Origin of the sequence: Pseudoalteromonas sp. XMcav2-N (genome assembly GCF_024124545.1) — a bacterium.
GTDB lineage: Bacteria > Pseudomonadota > Gammaproteobacteria > Enterobacterales > Alteromonadaceae > Pseudoalteromonas.
Map to the genome: position 1 here is coordinate 54,987 of NZ_JAMXSF010000022.1, position 19,630 is coordinate 74,616.

Here is a 19,630-nt window from a genome sequence, read left to right on the forward strand (position 1 = left end):
CTGCTGCTCAGTGCGCTGAGCAGCTTAAGTAATTCTCTTTCAGTGCATTGAGTACCTGACTGCGGGTCACCACTGCTATCACCTTGCCATGCTCAATGACCGGATAGATCTTGGGTTTGTCCTGCTGCATCTGCGTGGCTAAATCTATCACTGTGGAGGTTTTGCTGACCGACAGGGTCTCTGTGCGCATCAATTGGCCGACTGCCGTGGCGCCATCACAGAAATAACTACTTTGCAGTAGCGGGGCCAGTAACTGTTGTTCGGAAATAAAGCCCACCAGTTTACCAGCATGATCTTGTACCGGCGCACCAAATAGGGCGAATTTTTCGAGTTGTACAATAGCGTCGGTGATTTCAGTATCGGGTGTGATCAGTGGAAACTGGGTAGACATGATGTCTGAGATAAATTGTTTAGCCATGTGGGTTCTCCTGTTAAGTGACAGTCCCAGTATGGATAAACGAAGGTTATTTTAAAAATGGATTATTTGTATCACAACGATTGGTTTTTTTGATTAAAGCGCGATCAAGAGACCGCGCATTCAGTGCATTACTTAATAAATGCAAAGGCATCGGCGAACATAAATTCGCGCTGTGCGCCATGGTTGATGAAGTCATCACGTACGATGCCAATCATGTCAAAACGACCGGCCATATAAACACTGTATGGTTCCAAAGAGACAATGTCCTTCATCACCGCCTGGTGCACATAACCGGTGTGGCCTGCCCAGGTCTCTGATGCATGCTCTACCACAGGAATAAACTGGAAGTTTGCCCGGCGGCTTGCCCAGGCTTCCATCTCGGCCTTGGCATACAATGCCGATTCTTCTTTGACACCCCAGTAGAACAAGACTGGCTGATCATAGTTAATTTCCGCCAGGTGGTCGGCCATCGATTTTACATAGGAAAAACCGGTTCCGCCTGCCAGTAGTACCAGCGGACGCGCCTGTTCAGGACGAATTTGAGAGACGCCCAGTCCGACTTCTAAATCGACCTGTGTCTGGTTGCTGTGTGCTGCTTTTAAATGATCCAATGCCTGCATGGCATAGGAGTCTGCGCCAGATGCGCCTATATGTAGCTCCAGAGTATGTTTCTTCGACGGGCTACTGGCGATTGAGAACGCACGTTTGTCTTTTTCACCAAGTACTAATTGCAGGTAATGGCCAGCGGCAAATTCGGCATCCTGCTCGGGTGTTAAGACAACTTTAGATACGTATTCAGTCAGTGGCGAAATCTCGGCCACTGTGGCTTTGAGTACTTGCATTTTTTACCTTAGAAAATAAGCACGGTGGTGAAAGTGTGTGCACTTTAGCACACTCGCGATTGCCCTGTAACCGCTTTCACACCGAGACAGACAGTTTCCCAGTTGGCTATCATCAGAAAACCAGAAAAAAGTCTGTCTTATTCGTTACGATTTCATGATTTTCAGGCTATCCCAGATCTCATCGACACGTTGTTTCGTCGCGTCATCCATGACGATGGGCTCACCCCATTCCCGATCGGTTTCACCCGGCCATTTGTTCGTTGCATCCATGCCCATTTTGGAACCAAGTCCAGATACAGGAGAGGCAAAATCGAGATAATCGATAGGTGTGTTCTCTATCATAGTGGTATCTCGTGCAGGATCCATGCGGGTCGTAATGGCCCAGATCACATCATTCCAGTCTCTGGCATTGACGTCGTCGTCGCACACTATGACAAACTTGGTATACATAAACTGGCGCAGGAATGACCACACACCCAGCATTACGCGCTTGGCATGGCCTGGATACTGTTTCTTCATGGTAACCACGGCCATCCGGTAAGAGCATCCCTCTGGTGGCAGGTAGAAGTCGACAATTTCCGGGAACTGCTTTTGTAAAATAGGCACAAAGACTTCATTGAGTGCAACGCCCAGAATGGCAGGTTCATCGGGTGGTCTGCCGGTATAGGTGCTGTGATAAATCGGGTTGTCGCGATGCGTGATGTGGGTGACTGTCATCACCGGGAAATCATCAACCTCATTATAATAGCCAGTGTGATCGCCATAAGGGCCTTCCGGTGCGGTTTCACCTGGCTGAATATAACCCTCCAGAATGATTTCCGCTGTGGCGGGTACCTGCAGATCATTAGAAACTGACTTAACAACTTCGGTCTTGCTGCCACGCAGCAGGCCTGCAAACGCATACTCGCTTAGTGTATCTGGTACTGGTGTCACCGCACCGAGGATCGTTGCCGGGTCTGCACCTAGAGCGACTGAGACCGGATAAGGTTCGCCGGGGTTTTGCTGACACCACTCCTGAAAATCCAGAGCACCGCCGCGATGAGATAACCAGCGCATGATGATTTTGTTTTTACCGAGCAGCTGCTGACGATAAATGCCCAGATTCTGGCGCTTCTTGTGGGGTCCGCGGGTGACGGTTAAGCCCCAGGTGATCAAGGGTGCAGCATCACCCGGCCAGCAATGCTGGATTGGTAACTGAGTCAGGTTGACCTCATCACCACTCAATACGACCTGTTGGCAGGGGGCTTTTTTGAGCTCCTTCGTGGGCATATTGAGTACTTGTTTGAACACCGGGATTTGACCCAGAGCTTCTTTGATACCTTTAGGTGGCTCAGGCTCTTTCAGAAACGCCAGCAGTTTGCCGACTTCGCGCAATGCTTCCACGTCATCCTGACCCATCCCCATGGCAACCCGTTTTGGTGTGCCAAAAAGATTAGCGAGTACAGGCATGTCAAAGCCTATGGGATTTTCAAACAAGATAGCGGGCCCGCCGGCGCGCAATGTACGGTCTGCTATTTCGGTCATCTCCAGCTTGGTGGAAATGGGCTGGCTCACCCGCACCAGCTCACCCTGCTTTTCAAGCAAAGCTATAAATTCTCTTAAATCTTTATATTTCATCACTATCTAGGGCTGCACTGATTCAATGGCGCTAGTATAACAAGTCGCCAGATGTAGAACAGACATTTACGTTTGGTTAGCCTGTTTGGTTTACTACCACAGGGCACAGCAGATGAAAAAGTGCTCGCTGAGTGTGTTTCGTACTTTTATTAACTACTATTATGCTATCGGTAGAAATAATTGATTCGGCGCAATAGTCTGGATCCTCTATGTATCTTTGCTTTTTGCTTTCAGTTATAGTCGGTTGCATTGCGCAGTATTTGTTTGGAGGCGGCTTGAAAATAACAACCACACTAGCCAGCTCATGTATTGCCATCCTGGCCCTATTTTTTCCTGCAGCGAAAAGTGCTGCGGCGCAGCATGCTTTGCCGATAAGTGCATTTGAGCAACATAGTGCCGTGATGTTACTCATTGAACCTAAAACTGGAAATATCGTTCAGGCGAATGAAGCCGCGGCGTTGTTTTACGGTTACAGTCAGGCACAACTGGAAAACATGCAGATCCAGCAGATCAACCAGTTTTCACCTCAACAGGTGGAGCAGGAGCGGATGTCTGCGCTGAGCGAAGGGCGCAATTATTTTATATTTCAGCACCAGCTTGCCAATGAAGAAGTCAGAACGGTGAGTGTGTATTCTGCACCATTTACCAGTGACGAAGGCCTGCCGCTGCTGTTATCGGTGATCCAGGATATCAGTGCACAACGCACCCTGGAGCGAGATTTGTGGCACTATCAATCCAACCTGGAGCAGCAAGTTGCACTACAAACCGCAGAGCTTAAAGACGCCAATACGGTCCAGCTGATTTTGCTTGGCAGTGTCATTGCCATTTTGGGTGGCTCTATTTTGGTGTTAGTGATGTTCACGCTGCGATTACGACGTGCAAAACGCCGCACAGAGTTACAGAAAAACCGTTTTAGTGCCATTTTTAACGCCATCGGCGATTATCTTATTTACACTAACTCAAGTAATGTTGTGGTCTCTGCAAATCAGGCTGCTAAGCGCGATTTAGGCGACATACAGGGACGCCCTGTTGGGTTTATTCTGGAAGAATGTAGCTGCCTGGATAACCTTGGGGCTGAGCCCATCGAATGTGAAGTCAAACTGGCAGGCCAACGTCGTGATGTCGAGATCAGTAAGACTGCTGTGCTGGACAGTGCCGGCGCGGAAACCGGGTCGATTTATTTGATCCAGGATATCAGCAAGCGTCTTGCCGGGGAAAAGGAACAGCGACTTGCCAGTACCGTCTTTGCGACAACCAGTGAGGGCGTGCTGGTCTCCAACCGTGACAATCAGATCCAGATGGTCAACCAGGCATTTACAGATATCACCGGCTTTACAGCTCAAGAAGTACTGGGTAATACCCCATCAATATTCAACTCGGGCCGACATGATGCCGCCTACTTTGCTCAGTTGTATGATGCGCTGACTTCCCGGGGCCATTGGGAGGGCGAAATCTGGAACAAGCGTAAAAACGGCGAAGTATACCCCAGCTGGTTGCAGGTTTCGGCAGTGTTCGATGCCGCAGGCGAAATCGATATGTATGTGGCCCTGTTTAACGATATTACTTCCCGCAAACGCAATGAACAGCTGATGTGGCAGCAGGCCAACTTTGATAATCTCACCGGTCTGGCCAATCGCCATCATTACCATACTAAGTTTGACCTCGCGCTGGCGCAGGCTAAACAAAAACAAACCCGCCTGGCGGTGTGTTTTATCGATCTCGATCGTTTTAAAGCGGTAAACGACACGTTAGGGCATCACATTGGTGATCAGCTACTCATTGAAGCAGCCAATCGGATCCGCGAATGCACCCGAAATTCAGACACCGTGGCACGCTTAGGGGGAGATGAGTTTGCGCTCTTGTTACCTGATATGGCAAAAATCAGCGATATGGAAAAGCTTGCAACCAAAGTGCTGCACGCACTCAGCGAGCCATTTTTTCTCGAAGGCCATGAAGCCTTTGTATCCGGTAGTATGGGCATTACGTTTTATCCTGATGATGGCGCAGACCGTAAAGTGCTGCTCAGAAATGCCGACAGTGCCATGTATAAGGCCAAAGAGCATGGCCGTAATTGCTTTCAGTTTTTCACTTCTGCAATGCATGAGCATGCCAAAGCACGCAGTGCGCTGGAAGGGGCGTTGCATCGTGCTCTGACCAATCGTGAACTTTATCTGGCATATCAGCCGATCGTCGGGCAGGAGCGACTTGGGTGTGAGGCGTTATTAAGGTGGCATAACCCTCAGCTGGGGCAGGTTTCACCGGCAGACTTTGTGCCCGTCTGTGAAGAGTTAGGGCTGATCATCACCATCGGCGAGTGGGTGCTATATCAGGCTTGCGCGCAGGCAAAATCCTGGATCACGCAAACCGGTCAGCCTTTGTTTGTGTCGGTGAATGTCTCGAGTACACAGTTTAAGCGTCAGGATATTGCCAGTCTGGTCGCCAAAGTACTCAAAGAAACCGGGTTAGCAGCCGATGCTTTAACGCTGGAGATCACCGAAACTGTATTGGCCGATAACTCTGGTCATATTCAGCGTCAGCTTGAGAGCTTGCGTGCAATGGGCGTAGGATTGGCGATTGATGATTTCGGCACCGGGTACTCTTCACTGAGTTATCTGAAGCGCTTCCCCTTGTCTAAGTTAAAGATAGACCGTGCTTTTATTCGAGATCTGCCTGATGACGAAGAAGACAGGGCATTGGTGAGCGCCATTATTTCGATGGCGGGCAAGCTGCATTTGAAAGTCATTGCGGAAGGCGTTGAAACGCAGGAGCAACTGAACTTTTTACAGGAGTTAGGGTGTGATTATACTCAGGGCTTTCTGCACGCTAAGCCTGCAGACGCGGCGCAATTTGAGGCGTTTATTCACGATTTCGCGGAGCAAAACCACAGTCGTCCTGAGCGGACGAGTATCGTCCGCTAGTCACACGAAAGCGTATTTGAACACAACTCACTGAGCAGTGCTTTTGCTTTGTGATTGCCCTGCGCAGCAGCCTGATTAAGAAGCTGGACTGCCTGCTCTGTATCTGCATCTTGGCCTTCCGCGGCCAGTAGCATGGTGGCCAGATTATATTGTCCCCAATGGTCGCCCAGTTCTGCTGCCTTGGCAAAGGCTTCACGCGCTTGAGAAAGCTCACCTACCTGATAATGCGCGATACCGCGTTGGTTATCGGGTGACAGTCGGTGTTTAGGTATGGGTGTATGCAGACGAGGTATAACACGAGGCTTGACTATCCCACCCATAACATAAATATCATTGGGCCTGTGTATGGCGTAGATCGCGCCTTGCTCAAAGTAGTCGGCCAGCTCATCTCTGGGCCACTCAATTGGATCTGGGTCAAAATACTTGTCCAGCATCAGATTATCCAGCTGGATTGCCCGTTTTACATCCCGTTTTCGCCCATAGGTGTAACGCCCTTGCTTAACCGTAACGGTATCTTCGGTGGTTGCTATGACCTGAGTGATCCGATACTGGGCCTGATAGGCCCGTTGGGTCTCAAAACGACCCAGGTCAATCAAAATCAGGTCGTCTGTTTTCGGTTCGACTAACAGGTGCTGATAGTGCGCTGTCTGCTGCACATGTTGCAACCAAAAATACGCGATAACACCCATTATGGCCGTAAGTAGTAAAGCATTTTTAAAGCGGATCAGAAAGCGGCTGATCAGATCATGAGAGGTAAACAGGCCAGCGGTGAGTTTTTCCATTGTTCGCTCCTTGTTTTGGGGATGGCGTCGGGTTCTGATGTCCGACGCCATAGGTTGGTATGCACTTACTTAATAAAAGAGGCGTGTCTTACTTACCCTGTATGCGCGTTTTACCATTGGCTGCCATCAGTGCGAAGACGGCATAGGCCGCGGTATTTTGTTTCAACTTAGCGGGGTCGACTTTATCCAGCGTATCGTCTGCGGTGTGGTGGTAGTCAAAATAATCGGTGCCATCCTGATGCAGATCGAAAATCGGCGCAGAGGTCAGGTTATTTAACGGGATCAGATCCGGACCTCCACGTGCGCGATTGGCTCCAATGTAGGTAACCCCTAAAGGCTTTAGCTGTTCAGCAATGGCGCGAACCAGCGGCAGTGAAGTGGCATTCACGTTAGACTCAAATGCATACACCACGTCCGCACCAAAGTCTGATTCAGCGGCGGCAACAATCTGCGCCAGTTTGTCTTCATGACGCTTAAAGTACGCTTTGGCACCCCATAGCCCCAGCTCTTCGGCGGCAAACAGGACGACCCGGATGCTGCGTTTGGGTCGAGTCACTGATGCGATGTGTTTAGCCGCCGCCATGGTCAGTGCCATACCGGCACCATCGTCCAGGGCACCTGTGCCAAGATCCCAGGAGTCATGATGACTGCCAAGCAAAACGTATTGGTCAGGAAACTCCGAGCCGGTGATTTCACCAATCACGTTAAAACTAGTCCCTTCACCGAGATCTTCGGTCTGAATATTGATTTCGACTCTGGGGGTGTGACCATGCTTGAACAGACGCGCAATTTGATCAGCGTCCGGGTTTGCTATGGCGGTGGCCGGGATTTTCGTGACCTGCTCGTCATAGTGACTGCCCCCGGTGTGCGCAAAACGGTGATGAGCGGTACTGACTGAACGCATCATATAGGCGATGGCCCCTTTCTTTGCCGCCTCAACGGCCCCTTTATTGCGAGCCTGGACTGCCGGACCATAGCCATTGCCATCAATATCTCGATTCATTTTGTAGTTGATGAAAGCAATTTTGCCTTTCAGGCTACCTGCTGGCGCAGCTTTTAGTTCGTCAAAGGTTTCAAACAACACGACTTCTCCACTCAGCCCGTGCTGAGGGGTACTGATGCTATTGCCCAGTGCCGTGATGTGCAGTGGCTGTTCGCTCGGCGCGACCAGCTTGGCCGACTCGTGATAGCGACGCCATTCCGGAAAGGTTGCGGCTTCCAGCCAGACTTTGTCAAAACCCAGACGCTTAAACTGTTGCTCAGCCCAGGCTACCGTCAGCTTATCGTTTTCTGTACCGGGCAGGCGTGGGCCTATCTCGGTCGTCAATGATTCCAACAATTGCCAGCTTAAATCACTCTGACTGGCCAGAGTACGTACTTTGGCGACTTCCTCCAGTTGTGCTTGCGTGAATTCCTGTGCCTGAGCAACCGCACTGGCGGTTAATGCACACAGTGGTAACAGCCAGTGTCTGGCAGCGCTGGTTAGCCTGCTAAAAGGCGTAAAGCGTATCATCTGATCCATAGTAACCCTTGGTAATTTACATCGCTTTAGATTGTCGCAACAAATGTTGTTAAATTAAACTTTTTCGGGGTGAACGGGCGTTTTTACTTACTGAAGTGACGGCGCTATGCGGGATTTGCTAAACTTGGCAAATTGAGTTTCTCCGAGGTAATAGTGTGACCCAATCGTTTAATCAAGTGCCGTTGACCCGGCATCTCCAAAGTGGCTTACAGCAAGCTGGTTTTACCACCATGACGCCCATTCAGGCACAGGCATTACCCGCCATTATCGCCCAGCAGGACGTAATCGCTCAGGCAAAAACCGGGTCGGGTAAAACTCTGGCATTTAGCCTTGGTCTGCTAAACAAGCTGGTAGCTGAGGAGCAGGTGATCCAGAGCCTGGTACTGGCACCCACCAGGGAGCTGGCACAACAGGTGGCCACGGAGATCCGCAAGCTGGCGCGTGGCATGCAAAATATTAAGGTGCTGACAGTATGCGGTGGTGAACCCATAGGCCCGCAGATCAGCTCGCTGGAGCATGGTGCGCACGTTGTGGTTGGTACCCCCGGGCGAATTGAAGAGCATCTTTATAAAGGCACACTTGACCTGACTCAGGTGCAGACCTGGGTTCTGGATGAAGCCGATCAAATGCTGGCGATGGGCTTCATTGAAGCGCTGGAAAACATCGCCATTTATCTGCCCCCGGAGCGTCAGACATTGATGTTCAGTGCCACTTATCAGAAAGATATTGAGGCGCTGACCCAACAATTTATGCGCGAGCCTGTCATGGTTAAGGGAGAGGAAGAAAGCCTCAACCGACAAATTAAACAGCAGTTTTTTGCGCTTAAAAATAACAAACTGAGATTTAACACATTGCGCCTGTTGCTGCAGCATTACAAACCCGTTAGCTGCATTGCCTTTTGCAACACCAAAGTCGAAACGAAGAAGTTATATAGTGAGCTCAGGGCCAGTGGCGTGAATGTTGTCACCTTGCATGGCGACCTGGATCAGGCTGAGCGGGTTCGCGCATTGATCCGCTTTGCCAATAAAAGTGCATCAGTGCTGGTTGCTACGGATGTTGCAGCACGGGGCCTGGACATTGATGATGTCGATATGGTGGTTAATTACCACATGGCACTGGACCCGCAAACTCATGTACACAGGGTCGGTCGCACCGGGCGGGGCGGCAAAAAAGGGCTTGCCTGCTCTTTGTTCGGCGAAAATGAAGCATTTAAAGTCGCTAAACTGAGTGAAATCTATGAACAGGCGTTTGAGCCAGCAACGCCGCCACCTTTGAGTCTGCTCGACAAGCCCGCCTTCAAGCCCCCGATGGTTACTTTACAAGTAGATGGAGGGAAAAAAGACAAGCTTCGCGCTGGCGACATTGTCGGTTGTCTGACGTCAGAGCAGGGGATTGGTGCCAGTCTGATTGGTAATATTGATTTACTGGATCATCAGGCGTTTGTTGCTGTGGCCAGAGAAGGGGTTAAGCCCGCGCTCAGAAAGTTACAGGAGAGCAAGCTTAAGGGGCGCAAATTTAAAGCAAAGCGGATGAGTCTGTAGTTATATCAATCCACATTCATATAAATCATGAGGGTGGTATTATTCATCCGCTTCTGCATAGCATTTAAGTAGCTCGTACTCCTCTTGGAGTTGTTGGAACAAGGTTTGTTCCCCTTGTTGATCCGGGTGAGCCGCAAATGCCAGTGTACGCCAGCGTTTGCTAAGCTGGCGTCGGGAATACGGGCACGGCAGTTGCCACTTACTGATGAGCTCAACGTGCCGCTCGGCCCCCGTCTCAGGCATCTTCATGTAGCGCTGCCAGAATTGAGTCAGCAGCGCGGTGACCTCGTCTTTACTGGTATCATAGTTGCACCAATCTAAATAATAATCCCTGAGAGGGTCTTGTTTTTGCAATGTGGAGCGTGCTTGCTGTTCAAGCAGGCGGATGTCCATGGCCTCAACCTGCAAATAATACCCTTGCTCAGCAAACTCTTGCTGTAGTTGATAGAGCGCATTCATCAACAAAAAGTTACGCTTAAAAAGCGCTTTGTCAGGGTCATCGTCCAACCTGGGGAACCCCATTTCTTTATCCAGTGCGCTAGCCAGTCGGTGTAATTGCGTTGCGCGCTCACGGGTGATTATCCTAAAAGTGGCATCAAGGAGGGGGTTCAACATTGTTCCGCCTGTAAACATGGTGTATCTTCTTTGTTCAATTCTTATTTTTTGACACGTCTATTGCAAGTAATACGGGGCAGACAGGGATGATAAAGGGTTTTAAGTGGGCTGTAGCTGCTGTGTTATTGATCGGAGTATGGTCACTCAGAGTTAATGCCGACACATCTGTTTCTTCGCCTGCAATCACGCAGCAAATTACTGCGCTGTCAGAGATGACAAACTGGCAGGAACAGATGCTGGGCGCGGAGCGTTTACTGCAGCTTCCGGAGTTAACGCCTGAGCAACGGGCAAGTACGCTCAAAACCATCGGTAAGATCGCGCTAGAGAGCACGCGCTATGAGATGGCCATTCGTTACTTTGAGCAGCTTGAGGCCCTGAGCCGCGAAGCTGGGTTGTCAGACAGTTTATACCATGCTTTTAAAATGCAAGGGATCAGCGCCTTTTACCAGGGAGACTATTCGGCATCGGTTATCGACTATCAACAGGCTTTGGTGGTCGCTGAGCAAAGAGCCAAGCCAATAGAGCGGGCGGATATCCACAATAATCTGGGCATGTCTTTTATCCAGATCCACGATCTGGAAGCCTCACTGGAACATTATCTGGCTGCTTACATGCTGTACGAGCAATATGGCAATGAGCAAGACAGGGCTGATATGTTGCTGAATCTCGCCGGTGTGTACATTCGCCAGTTTCGTTACAACAAAGCTGAGGAATTACTCAAGCGTGCCATTACACTGTTCGAACGGTTAGGTGATGAGTATGGCGTGGCGCTGTCACAAGGCAACCTTGGGGTCATTTATACCGAATCAAACCGGCCTGAACTGGCGCGTACCGCTGTTAAAGCGGCGGTTGATTACTATCACAGTATCAATAACACCCGGCACCTGGCGTTTGAATACGTCAATATGGCAAAGCTAAGTTTATTGACCAGGGACTACACATCCGCTGAACAGGAAGTCAACTTTGCCATGTATTATGCGGAGAAGGCTGATAACCAGGCTGGCGTTATGCATGCCTTGCACCCCACGGCCAGACTGCAATTAATGCGTGGAGAAATTGATGCGGCAGAGGAGAGTATCGACCAGGGGCTTACCTTAACACGTAAACTGGGTGATCGCCTCAGGGAGCGAGAGTTTTTGCATTTACTGGCCCTGGTTCAGGCCGCAAAAGGTAAAATGCAGGCGGCAGCAGAAACGCTAGATTATTACCGGGATCTGCAGTTTGCCCTGCTGAATGAAGGTTTGATCACGCGCCTGAACAAGTATCAGAGCAAGTTTGAAGAAAGTCAGCTAAGTCAGGAGTTGGCAAAAATGAGGCAGGCACAGGAGTTGCAAAAACTCCAGGATGAGCAGCAAAATCAATTGTTATGGATGAGTGGATTGATCTTATGTCTGGCGCTGATTTCTGTCTTTGCATTTTACCACCGTGCGACGGAGCGCCGTGCAAAAATTGAACTCAGTAAAAAAGTGGCCCAGCGAACGGCGCAGTTGCAACAGACAGCCGATGAGTTGCGCAATGCGAACCAGATAAAAAGCCAGTTTCTGGCTAATATCAGCCATGAAATCCGCACCCCCTTGACTGCTATTTTAGGCCATGCGGAAAGTTTGCAGCAGGACTATGTACACGATCCCCATTTAATGTCATCACTGGGGGTGGTGACAAGGCAAGGGAATCACCTAAAAGACCTGATCAGCGATGTACTGGACCTGAGTAAGATTGAGGCGCAGAGACTCGAGCTGGAGTACACCGAATTTACCATCGAGAGCCTGCTCGCCGATGTCTGTGATATGTTCCAGCGGCCCTGTATGGAGAAGTCGCTTGGGTTATTGGTCGAGAATGACTTACCCACTCCCTATTTAGTACGGCTCGATTATGTGCGCCTGAAACAAATTTTAATCAACCTGCTCAGTAATGCGGTGAAATTTACGCAGGAGGGACAGGTCGAGCTGATTATCAGACAACAGGAGGACGGTATCTTATTCATTGTGCGAGACAGTGGTATTGGTATGTCGGAATCTCAGGTTGCCAGGATTTTTGAGTGCTTCCAGCAGGGGGATAATAGTATAACTCGCCGGTTTGGTGGCTCCGGACTCGGACTGAGCTTATCACAGCATTTGGCAAAAATGATGGGGGGCGAAATCTCAGTTCAGAGTGAAGTTGAAAGAGGCAGTCAGTTTAAACTGAGCGTGCCCTGTGCCAGACTGAGTCAGGCCAGTCAGCCAGATAACCTTGAAAAAATATCGCATGCGCAGTCTTTGGCGTCAGATGTGAAATTATCTGGCACAGTGCTGCTGGCTGAAGATCATGATGATAATCGTGCGCTGATCTCTCGACTGCTCGAAAAAATGGGACTTGAGGTCGATGTTGTAGGCAATGGGCGAGAAGCGGTAGAGCGCTGTCTCAGCACTTATCCGGATGTTGTATTAATGGATATTCAGATGCCGGAAATGGACGGACTGGAGGCCCTGAAACTATTGCGTCAGGCTGGTTTTGAAGGAGAAGTGTATGCACTGACGGCCAATGTGATGGAACATGAAATCAAAGGTTATCTGGCTCAGGGGTTCAGTGGTCACCTCAGCAAGCCAATCAACAGCGATCTGCTGTATCAGACACTTGCCCAGTCTTTGCAGCGTATCCATGCCTCTCAACCACTGGATTTATCAATAGATATGAGCGACCTCAAGCAGAGCTTTGCACAAACGCTGGAGCAAGAGAGATATAAATTGATTGATTTGTGGCAGGAGCAAAACTGGCAGGCACTCCAGCACCATTGTCATAAATTAAATGGTGCTGCAAGCATGTTTGAATTCGTCCATATCTCAGATATTGCTTCACAGTTCGAAGCGGCGCTAAAACAAGAGCAAACAGCCCTGTATCAAGACTTGTTCCTGATCCTGTGCGACGAATTAAAAGTGTGTAGCTACTCAGAACAGCTCGATGTCACCTAGTGCGCTGTGCTCTTTGGCTTGGCTGTTTTTGTCTGAGGTGACGGCCTGTGTATCTGTGTCACAATTATACCGGCTGGTATCCGTACGGTGAGTCACATCCGGCTGGGGCCGCTCTGCTTTGAAAATCGACAGTTTCTCATGAATACATTCAGCCAGGTTGATAAGGTCGCTACTTGAAACAGCCTGAATCTTGGAGGCAGAAAGGGCATCAGAGTTAAGCTCAACCATTGACTCAATGCTGGACTGGGCCTCATCGGAGACAGCCTTTTGTTGGCTTACCTGGGTATGAATGCTGTGTGACAGTGCATTGATATCTATCATTGACTGCTCTATTTGGTCCACCTCTTTTGTAGAAGCCTCAGATAAGCTGACTGTTTTGTCGGTTTCTGCCAGTGCGGTAAGCATCTGGGCATGTGCGCTGTCAGTTCCGGCCTGGATTTTGTTGACCATATTACGGACTTCCTGTGTTGATTGACTCGTCCGCGCTGCCAGATTACGCACTTCATCAGCCACGACGGCAAAGCCTCGGCCCTGTTCACCAGCTCGGGCAGCTTCAATGGCGGCGTTTAGTGCCAGTAAGTTGGTTTGCTCCGCGATGGCATTAATGACGTCTATGACAGAGCTAATGGCATCACTATCGGCTTTCAATGAAGCGATTTGTTCGCTGGTAGCCTGAATATTACCCGCCAGGGTCATCAGGCTCTCCTGGCTTTTGTCTGTATCTATGCGGGTCTTTTTGACCGCTTGTGTGGCATTTTCGACTGAGCTGTAGATTTTCTCCAGGCTGTCATCCAGCTCTCTCGAAACAGTCAGCATGTGATTAATTGCTGTTGCCAAGTCTTCACCATGAGCATGCTGAATAGTCGCTTTTTGTGTCATAGATGCGTAGGTATCGCGCAGGCTGTCAGCCATAGGGGAGAGCCGTGAAGATGAGGCGTATACTTCGCCAATAATATGCTCCATCATCGCCATACTGTCGTTGATGGCCAGGCAGGCTTCGGGTAAGGTTTTGTCTTTTTCATCAAAACGAAAAGTCAGGTCTATTGTATCATGGTGGTGTAACGCACTGACAAAACTATATAAATAGGCACCTTTTTGCTGTTTCTTGTTTAGCCACAGGGCGGCGAAGAAAGAGGCGATCCCCATCAGGAGGATGAGCGTGACTGTGACTTTGAGAGGAAGTGAAAAGGTGGCTGCACAGACCAGCACGACGGCTATATTCACTGTAGTCACGGCCATGGCACTGGCTACTAAACGCATGGGTGTGTTCTTCCTTTATCGGGCTTGCTTGATGAGTCTTGTTGTACGTTGTGTGCCTAGACAAAAGCAAAGGTCAGGCGGACAGGACTTGCCCTGATCTGTTGTTAGTGTCTGTGCGCATCTACATATATATAGAACACCTACAGGAGCGTGTCAGCAGTGGAGACATAAAAAAAGCCTGCATAAGCAGGCTTTCTTTTCTAGCGTGAATAATTACTTACGCTTCATTGAGTCAAAGAACTCGTTGTTTGTTTTGCACATAGACAGCTTATCGATGAGGAATTCCATCGCATCGATTTCACTCATTTCATGAACAATCTTGCGTAAAATCCACATCTTTTGCAGTTCGTCCGGCTTAGTAAGCAGCTCTTCACGACGTGTACCTGAGCGGTTAAAGTCAATGGCCGGGAAGACACGCTTTTCAGCAATCTTGCGGTTTAAGTGCAGTTCCATGTTACCGGTACCCTTAAACTCTTCGTAAATGACCTCGTCCATCTTAGAACCCGTGTCAATCAGGGCTGTTGCGATGATGGTCAGGCTGCCACCTTCTTCAACATTACGTGCAGCACCGAAGAAACGTTTTGGCTTATGCAGTGCATTTGCATCAACACCACCCGTCAGTACTTTACCAGAAGATGGGATCACTGTGTTGTACGCACGTGCAAGACGCGTGATTGAGTCCAACAGAATGATAACGTCTTTTTTGTGCTCAACCAGTCTTTTCGCCTTCTCAATAACCATTTCAGCTACCTGAACGTGGCGACTTGCTGGCTCATCGAAGGTTGACGCGACAACTTCACCCTGTACCAGACGTTGCATCTCAGTTACTTCTTCCGGACGCTCATCGATCAACAGTACCATCAGTGTTGCGTCTGGGTTGTTGTAAGAAATAGACTGCGCAATGTTTTGTAGCAACATGGTCTTACCGGCTTTTGGTGGTGCAACAATCAGTGCACGCTGACCTTTGCCGATAGGTGATGCGAGATCCAGTACTCGGGCAGTGATATCTTCTGTACTACCATTACCGCGTTCCATCACCATACGTTCGTTGGCGTGAATAGGTGTCAGGTTTTCGAACAGGATTTTAGTTCTGGAGTTTTCTGGTTTATCGAAGTTTACTTCATTCACTTTTAGCAGTGCGAAGTATCGCTCACCATCTTTTGGTGGGCGGATCAGGCCGCTAATGCTGTCACCAGTACGCAGGCTAAAGCGTCTGATCTGGCTGGGCGAAACATAAATGTCATCCGGGCCTGCCAGGTAGGAGGCTTCCGATGAGCGTAAAAAGCCGAAGCCATCCTGAAGAATTTCCAGCACGCCGCCACCATAGATGTTTTCGCCGCTTTTAGCGTGCGCTTTCAAGATGGCGAAAATGATGTCTTGTTTTCTTAGACGAGCAACGTTTTCGAGTCCCATAGACTCGGCAAGTTTTACAAGCTCATTGATTGACTTGTCTTTTAGTTCGCGTAAATGCATATTGGTGGGTTCTTTATTTAAAAGTTGTTCTCTCGTGGTACGAGGGATTGAATTGAAATTGCTTAAGGTTAGTGGCTCTATAAGTTAGCAGCTAGGGGAGCAGTCGTCCAGTCTTTATACAAATTTAATCAGGTAGGGCCGATGCAGCGCTACCTGATACATTCGGACTGTGACTTATCGGCTCTCAGCGTATGCTGATGCCTGAGATAAGTAATCAGTTAGATGTTGTTCTCAAGGAACTCGATCAGTTGTGTTTTTGACAACGCACCAACTTTAGTGGCTGCAACCGCACCGTCTTTGAACAGTAGCAGAGTTGGGATACCACGGATACCAAACTTAGGCGGTGTCAGAGAGTTTTGATCGATGTTGAGCTTAGCTACAGTTGCGCGACCTTCGAACTCGTCTGCAATTTCGTCCAGGATAGGTGCAATCATTTTACATGGACCACACCATTCAGCCCAGAAATCTACCAGTACAGGGGTATCCGACTTAAGCACGTCTGCTTCGAAGCTGTCATCAGTTAATTGAATAATTTTGTCGCTCATTGCGCTCTCCGTTAGAATTAGGTCAATTATTTAATGCGTATTTAAACACTCTTGTTTCTTATTGCAAGTTTAAACGTTATGCTTAATTGCTATGACTAAGACACATTTGACCAATAAAAAATTTATCGACTTTGCTTTAGCACCGGAAGTGGTCGCCGGTTTGACAGCGAGTGGCTTCGAATATTGTACGCCAATCCAAGCAAAGTGCATGCCCTACATCAGTGAGGGTCGAGACATTGCCGGTCAGGCACAAACAGGTACAGGTAAAACACTTGCGTTTTTAACTGCGACCTGCCATCGACTGTTGCAAAGCCAGCCTGATGCTCAGGTTGCCGGTCAGCCACGTGCGTTAATTATGGCCCCGACACGAGAGCTTGCGATCCAAATCCACAAAGACGCCCAAATTATGGCACCAGCGTGTGGGTTAAAGCTTGGCTTAGTATATGGAGGCGAAGAATACGAAAAACAACGGTCACAATTAGAAAAAGGGGTGGATATCCTGATTGGTACCACCGGACGCCTGATCGATTTCTACAAACAAGGTGCCTATAACCTTAATAACATTGAAGTTGTTGTGTTGGATGAAGCGGATCGCATGTTTGATCTGGGCTTTATCAAAGATATTCGATACTTGTTTAATCGTATGCCGGATACGCAGCAAAGACTTAACCTGCTGTTTTCTGCAACGCTGTCTTATCGTGTCCAGGAGTTGGCATTCGAACACATGCATAACCCAATTCATGTGCAGATAGAGCCAGATGTTAAAACAGGAAAACGCATTCAAGAAGAGCTGTTCCACCCTTCGCAAGAGGACAAAATTCCTTTACTCCTTACCTTGATTGAGGAAGAGTGGCCCGATAAGGCCATTGTATTTGCCAATACCAAGCACAGTTGTGAAAACGTGTATGAATGGCTAAAAAATGACGGGCATCGAGTGGGGCTGTTAACTGGCGATGTCAATCAGAAGAAGCGTTTGTCTATTTTATCCAAATTCACCAAGGGTGAACTGGATCTGCTGGTTGCAACGGATGTCGCAGCGCGTGGTTTGCACATTCCAGAGGTAAGTCATGTACTCAATTTTGACCTGCCAGACGATTGTGAGGACTATGTACACCGTATTGGTCGTACTGGTCGAGCTGGCGCATCAGGGCATGCGATTAGCTTTGCCTGCGAGCAGTATGCATATAACTTACATGAGATTGAAGAATACATTGACCATGCAATTCCGGTTTCTCACTACGATAAGTCTGCACTACTAGATGATATTAAGGCGCCTGCCAGACAACAAAGGCGCAGAAATCCATCCGGTCAGCGCGGTAATCGCAATGGTAGTAACCGTCGACAAGGTAGTTACCAAAAACCGCGCCCGCGTAATTAATCGGGCATTTTGGTAGAAGTAGATAGAGGTTAGTAAGCGTGGTTCAGAGATCCCCACATGAAAATGTGTATGCGGTGATTGATTTAGGATCAAACAGCTTCCATATGTTGATCGCAAAACATATGGCCGGTGGCGTGCATACAATTGGGCGAGTCAAACGTAAAGTTCGGCTGGCTGCAGGTCTGGATGAGCAAAATTTGCTGAGCGAAGAAGCAATGCAGAGGGGCTTGGAATGTTTGTCCCTGTTCGCTGAAAGACTGCAAGATATCCCGACTGACAATATACGTATTGTGGCCACTGCGACCTTGCGCCTGGCAACCAATGCAAATGTGTTTAAGCAAAAAGCTGAACAAATTCTTGGTCACCCTATTTCTATCATCAGCGGGGAAGAAGAAGCCCGCTCTATTTATAAAGGCGTCGCACATACTTCTGCCTGTCAGGGGCGCCAGCTTGTTGTCGATATAGGTGGAGCGAGCACCGAAATCGTTATTGGTCAGGGTTTTGAGGCAAAGCTTTATCATAGCCTGAATATGGGCTGTGTCACCTACTTAGAACGCTACTTCGCAGACGGCGCGCTGAGTGAGAGCAATTTTACTGCGGCAACGACGGCTGCTCACAAGGTGGTTGCACCTTATGCGGCTCAATATAAAACTTCTGGTTGGGAGCTTGCTATTGGGGCATCCGGTACCGTTCAGGCTATTCAGGAGATTTTCGCGGCGCTCGGTTTAGATGAAATGCTGACCCTGGATAAACTTCAGGCAATTCGTGCACAAGCAATCCGGTTTGAGAGTATAGAACAACTTGAGTTGCCCGGATTAAGTGAAGAGCGCCGTTTGGTCTTTGTCTCAGGGCTGGCAATATTAATTGCACTGTTCGAAGCGCTGCAGATTGAACGAATGGGCCTGGCAGGTGGTGCCTTACGTGAAGGCATCCTGTACAGCATGATCGATCAGCTCAATCAGGCGGATATTCGTAAACGCACACTTGATGGCTTTATGTCCCGATATCATGTTGATGCTGGGCAGGCTGCACGTGTGTTTGATATATGCAAAATTTTGCTTCAGCAATTAGAAGCGCCGATGCAGTTTGACTTTCAAAGTGCGTGTGGCCTGTTACGTGCTGCAGCGTCGATGCATGAGATTGGTTTAGTTATTGACTACAAATCTTATCACCAACACAGTGCCTACATTTTGAAACACACCGGCATGCCTGGTTACTCCCGAGTTCAAAAGCAAATGGTAGTGACGTTAGTGGGTAACCACAGACTCGATGTAGAAGAAGGGCCTTTTACTCAGTTTGGTAATCAACAAGGGTTTATAGAGTTACTTGTCAGGATACTCCGGATTGCGGTAATCCTATCCATGCGCCGCCAAGATGATGTTTTGCCCGACCTTTACATTACAGCAACTGAACCTGAGACATTGACTCTGACATTACCCGATGATTGGCTGCATGATCACCCATTGATGCGCAGCGAATTGGAGTTAGAAGCTGGATATCAGGATAAAGCAGGTTGGATATTGAAAATTGAGCGCGATTAGGCGCTCTTTTTGTACAATAAACGTCTAAAAATAGGGGGTTTGGTTGTATTTTGTCCGAACGCACCGTTTTTCTCACTTTTCTTCAAAAAAGGGGTTGCGCTGAGTTTCGATTTCCCTATAATGCGCATCCACCGACACGGGGCACAACGCTGAAAAGCAACGAGCCAACGAGTTGGGAGTCAAATAAAACTTAGCTTTGAATGCTTCGAAAGAAAAATCAAAATTAAGTA

At 48.8% G+C, this 19,630-nt stretch carries 14 protein-coding genes; 5 read left to right on the forward strand and 9 right to left on the reverse strand.

The genetic code is table 11. From position 1 onward, the window contains the following. Positions 1-7 precede the first annotated feature (7 nt). The 3 genes from NH568_RS21670 to ubiD all read right to left on the reverse strand — a co-directional run bounded on the left by NH568_RS21670 (position 8) and on the right by ubiD (position 2,877). Positions 8-418 (reverse strand): CBS domain-containing protein, encoded by a 411-nt coding sequence (locus tag NH568_RS21670; RefSeq protein ID WP_253110121.1) that lies wholly within the window; start codon positions 416-418, stop codon positions 8-10. 128 nt (positions 419-546) lie between these two features. After that, positions 547-1,260, reverse strand: coding sequence for an NAD(P)H-flavin reductase (gene fre / locus NH568_RS21675; RefSeq protein ID WP_253110123.1), 714 nt, complete (start codon positions 1,258-1,260; stop codon positions 547-549). 144 nt (positions 1,261-1,404) lie between these two features. After that, complete coding sequence (ubiD, locus tag NH568_RS21680; protein WP_253110126.1) at positions 1,405-2,877, reverse strand: 4-hydroxy-3-polyprenylbenzoate decarboxylase; 1,473 nt, start codon at positions 2,875-2,877, stop codon at positions 1,405-1,407. A 275-nt stretch (positions 2,878-3,152) separates the two neighbouring features. On the opposite strand from ubiD, the gene NH568_RS21685 reads away from it, so the two are divergent. Continuing rightward, positions 3,153-5,795, forward strand: a complete 2,643-nt coding sequence (locus NH568_RS21685) for an EAL domain-containing protein (protein ID WP_253110128.1) — start codon at positions 3,153-3,155, stop codon at positions 5,793-5,795. On the opposite strand, the gene NH568_RS21690 is transcribed toward NH568_RS21685, so the two are convergent. Beyond that, the gene (locus tag NH568_RS21690) at positions 5,792-6,577 is read right to left on the reverse strand and encodes a hypothetical protein (protein ID WP_253110130.1); all 786 of its coding nucleotides are present in this window, start codon (positions 6,575-6,577) and stop codon (positions 5,792-5,794) included. The genes NH568_RS21685 and NH568_RS21690 overlap by 4 nt on opposite strands. A gap of 88 nt (positions 6,578-6,665) precedes the next feature. Continuing rightward, positions 6,666-8,099, reverse strand: a complete 1,434-nt coding sequence (locus NH568_RS21695) for a M28 family peptidase (RefSeq protein ID WP_253110132.1) — start codon at positions 8,097-8,099, stop codon at positions 6,666-6,668. 155 nt (positions 8,100-8,254) lie between these two features. On the opposite strand from NH568_RS21695, the gene dbpA reads away from it, so the two are divergent. Then, positions 8,255-9,640 carry an ATP-dependent RNA helicase DbpA gene (gene dbpA / locus NH568_RS21700; RefSeq protein ID WP_349288030.1) on the forward strand — a complete coding sequence of 462 codons (1,386 nt, stop codon included), beginning with the start codon at positions 8,255-8,257 and terminating at the stop codon, positions 9,638-9,640. 39 nt (positions 9,641-9,679) lie between these two features. Here the strand turns inward: dbpA and NH568_RS21705 are convergent, their stop codons facing one another. After that, entirely contained in the window at positions 9,680-10,255 is a 576-nt protein-coding gene (locus NH568_RS21705; protein ID WP_253110134.1) for a DNA-J related domain-containing protein, read from the reverse strand. 86 nt (positions 10,256-10,341) lie between these two features. On the opposite strand from NH568_RS21705, the gene NH568_RS21710 reads away from it, so the two are divergent. Then, positions 10,342-13,203 (forward strand): ATP-binding protein, encoded by a 2,862-nt coding sequence (locus NH568_RS21710; RefSeq protein ID WP_253110136.1) that lies wholly within the window; start codon positions 10,342-10,344, stop codon positions 13,201-13,203. On the opposite strand, the gene NH568_RS24120 is transcribed toward NH568_RS21710, so the two are convergent. The 3 genes from NH568_RS24120 to trxA form a co-directional block, all read right to left on the reverse strand. Further along, entirely contained in the window at positions 13,180-14,463 is a 1,284-nt protein-coding gene (locus tag NH568_RS24120) for a methyl-accepting chemotaxis protein (protein WP_290444411.1), read from the reverse strand. The two genes, NH568_RS21710 and NH568_RS24120, sit on opposite strands and share 24 nt — an antisense overlap. A 213-nt stretch (positions 14,464-14,676) precedes the next feature. Then, on the reverse strand, positions 14,677-15,936 hold the full coding sequence (gene rho / locus NH568_RS21720) for a transcription termination factor Rho (protein ID WP_010387091.1): 1,260 nt from the start codon (positions 15,934-15,936) through the stop codon (positions 14,677-14,679). Positions 15,937-16,154: 218 nt separating this feature from the next. Further along, entirely contained in the window at positions 16,155-16,481 is a 327-nt protein-coding gene (gene trxA, locus NH568_RS21725) for a thioredoxin TrxA (protein ID WP_010387092.1), read from the reverse strand. Positions 16,482-16,572: 91 nt separating this feature from the next. Between trxA and rhlB the strand changes: the two genes are divergently transcribed. Together rhlB and gppA are read left to right on the forward strand one after the other, a co-directional pair. Further along, the gene (gene rhlB, locus NH568_RS21730; protein ID WP_253110139.1) at positions 16,573-17,859 is read left to right on the forward strand and encodes an ATP-dependent RNA helicase RhlB; all 1,287 of its coding nucleotides are present in this window, start codon (positions 16,573-16,575) and stop codon (positions 17,857-17,859) included. A gap of 38 nt (positions 17,860-17,897) precedes the next feature. Next, the gene (gene gppA, locus NH568_RS21735) at positions 17,898-19,400 is read left to right on the forward strand and encodes a guanosine-5'-triphosphate,3'-diphosphate diphosphatase (RefSeq protein ID WP_349288029.1); all 1,503 of its coding nucleotides are present in this window, start codon (positions 17,898-17,900) and stop codon (positions 19,398-19,400) included. Positions 19,401-19,630: the final 230 nt, after the last annotated feature.